Annotated in this window: 2 rRNA genes; both read left to right on the top strand. The window is 48.6% G+C overall.

Going from position 1 to position 3,276, the window contains the following annotated elements:
* Nucleotides 1–111 precede the first annotated feature (111 nt).
* A 23S ribosomal RNA gene (locus ABD843_RS16305) occupies nt 112–2,988 on the top strand.
* 157 nt (nt 2,989–3,145) lie between these two features.
* A 5S ribosomal RNA gene (gene rrf / locus ABD843_RS16310) occupies nt 3,146–3,257 on the top strand.
* The last annotated feature ends 19 nt before the right edge of the window (nt 3,258–3,276 follow it).

The following is a 3,276-nucleotide window of genomic DNA, read 5'->3' on the forward strand; positions in this document are numbered from 1 at the left end:
TAAATGACGAAGTTCTTTGACATATTGGGAAAGCGATTTTGGGTATACACCCCCGGTGTATATTCAAGTAGTAAGGTAAATGCAGCCGGTATTAAAACGGCTATAAAAATTTTTAAAGCAAATAAGGGCGCATGGCGGATGCCTTGGCACTAACAGGCGAAGAAGGACGTGGTAAGCTGCGATAAGCTTCGGGTAGATGCATACGATCTATTATCCGAAGATCTCCGAATGGGACAACCCGGTATACTGAAGGTATATCACCCGAAAGGGAGCCAACCCAGAGAACTGAAACATCTAAGTACCTGGAGGAAAAGAAAATAACTAATGATTCCCGTAGTAGTGGCGAGCGAAGTGGGAAGAGCCCAAACCTGTGAGGCGTGCTTCACAGGGGTTGTAGGGCCACGTTTAGAAAGCATATTCAAACTGAATTACCTGGAAAGGTAAGCGATACGAGGTGATAGCCCTGTAAGTAGCAATATATGTGGACGAGTGGTACCCTGAGTAGCGCGGGACCGGAGAAATCCTGCGTGAATCTGCCAGCACCATCTGGTAAGGCTAAATACTAGTTAGTGACCGATAGTGGACCAGTACCGTAAGGGAAAGGTGAAAAGTACTGCGAATAGCAGAGTGAAATAGTACCTGAAACCGTGCGCCTACAAGCGGTCGGAGCCTGTTAAAGGGTGACGGCGTGCCTTTTGCATAATGATCCTACGAGTTGCTACTCACTGGCGAGGTTAAGTTCATAATTAACGGAGCCGCAGCGAAAGCGAGTCCAAACAGGGCGTATAGTCAGTGGGTGCAGACGCGAAACTTTGTGATCTATCCATGGGCAGGATGAAGGTGTGGTAACACACACTGGAGGTCCGAACTCATTAGCGTTGAAAAGCTATGGGATGACCTGTGGATAGGGGTGAAAGGCCAATCAAACTGAGAGATAGCTCGTTCTCCCCGAAATGTTTTTAGGAACAGCGTCGCATTATAGAAGTATGTTAGAGGTAGAGCTACTGATTGGGCTAGGGGGCTTCACCGCCTACCAAACCCTGACAAACTCCGAATGCTAATATATATCTGCGGCAGTGAGGCTGTGGGCGCTAAGGTCCATGGCCGAGAGGGAAATAACCCAGACCATCAATTAAGGCCCCTAAATCTATGTTAAGTTGAACAAACGAAGTTCGGATCCTAAGACAGCCAGGATGTTGGCTTGGAAGCAGCCATTCATTTAAAGAGTGCGTAACAGCTCACTGGTCGAGGGTTCGGGCACGGAAAATGATCGGGCATCAAACATAGTGCCGAAGTTATGGAATCCGCCTTAGGCGGATTGGTAGGGGAGCATTCTGACCAGCATTGAAGGTGTACCGTGAGGTATGCTGGAGCGGTCAGAAAAGAAAATGTAGGAATGAGTAACGATAAATAAGATGAAAAATCTTATCGCCGAAAGACCAAGGGTTCCTGATCAACGTTAATCGGATCAGGGTCAGTCGGGTACTTAGGCAAAGCCGAGAGGCGTAGCTGATGTCAAGCTGGTGAATATTCCAGCACTTGTAATGATTTCGATGGAGTAACAGAGAAGTGAAAGGTCCGCGGGGTAACGGTATATCCCGTTAAAGCGTGTAGATATATCCTATATAGGCAAATCCGTATGGGATGTCGAACGTGATAGTACTCAGAGGCTTCGGCCAAAGAGATAGCGACCCTAATCATGCTCGCGAGAAAAACTTCTAAGGCTAGGTCATTACAACCCGTACCGTAAACCGACACAGGTGGTCGAGAAGAGTATTCTAAGGCGCTCGGGTGAGCCACGGAGAAGGAACTAGGCAAATTGTAGCTGTAACTTCGGGATAAAGCTATCCATCGTAAGGTGGATTCAATGAAATGGTTCAACCAACTGTTTAGCAAAAACACAGGGCCCTGCAAATTCGAAAGAAGACGTATAGAGCCTGATACCTGCCCGGTGCCGGAAGGTTAAGGGAGCTTGTTAGGAGTGATCCGAAGCTTGTGACCGAAGCCCCGGTAAACGGCGGCCGTAACTATAACGGTCCTAAGGTAGCGAAATTCCTTGTCGGGTAAGTTCCGACCTGCACGAATGGTCTAATGAGTTGAACGCTGTCTCCTCCGTGAGCCCGGTGAAATTGTAGTATCGGTGAAGATGCCGGTTACCCGCCACGGGACGAAAAGACCCCGTGAACCTTCACTACAACTTTGCATTGATCTTGAGTAACAGATGTGTAGCATAGTTGGGAGGCTATGAAGTGGTGGCGCCAGCCATCATGGAGCCAACGTTGAAATACCAACCTTCTGTTACTTAGGGTCTAATCCTGAAAGGGAGACATTGCATGGTGGGTAGTTTGACTGGGGTGGTCGCCTCCTAAAGTGTAACGGAGGCTCGCAAAGGTGCCCTCAGTACGGTTGGTAATCGTACGCAGAGCGTATTAGTATAAGGGTGCTTGACTGTGAGGCTGACCAGCCGAGCAGGTGCGAAAGCAGGCTAAAGTGATCCGGTGGTTTCCGTATGGAAGGGCCATCGCTCAAAGGATAAAAGGTACTCCGGGGATAACAGGCTGATCTCCCCCAAGAGCTCATATCGACGGGGAGGTTTGGCACCTCGATGTCGGTTCGTCACATCCTGGGGCTGGAGAAGGTCCCAAGGGTTCGGCTGTTCGCCGATTAAAGTGGCACGTGAACTGGGTTCAGAACGTCGCAAGACAGTTCGGTCTCTATCTGTGGTGGGCGTTAGTAAATTGCGAGGACATGCTCTTAGTACGAGAGGACCGGAGCGTATGTACCGCTGGTGTATCTGTTGTTCCGCCAGGGGCAGTGCAGAGTAGCTATGTACAGCCAGGATAAGCGCTGAAAGCATCTAAGCGCGAAACCTTCCTCAAGATGAGTTTACTTTTAAGGGCCGTGGAAGACGACCACGTCGATAGGCTACAGGTGTAAAGGTGGTAACATCAAAGCCGAGTAGTACTAATTGCCCGTAAGCTTTGATCTTTGTTTTCTTACGAAAAAGTCGCTGACCCAATATGTCGATATTATTGTCTGTAGTAGATGGTCTATAGTATATAGTAGATGGTCGAAAGAGTGTATACTCCTGACCTTGTACTAATTACTAACTACTATCTACCAATTATGAACGGACGAACCATCTTATGGTGGTATTGCCGGCGGTGTTCACCTCTTCCCATTCCGAACAGAGAAGTTAAGCCCGCCATGGCCGATGGTACTGCACAACAATGCGGGAGAGTAGGTAGCTGCCATATTCTTTTAAGAGCCTCACTG

The organism is Nemorincola caseinilytica (genome assembly GCF_039540515.1).
Lineage (GTDB): Bacteria > Bacteroidota > Bacteroidia > Chitinophagales > Chitinophagaceae > Nemorincola > Nemorincola caseinilytica.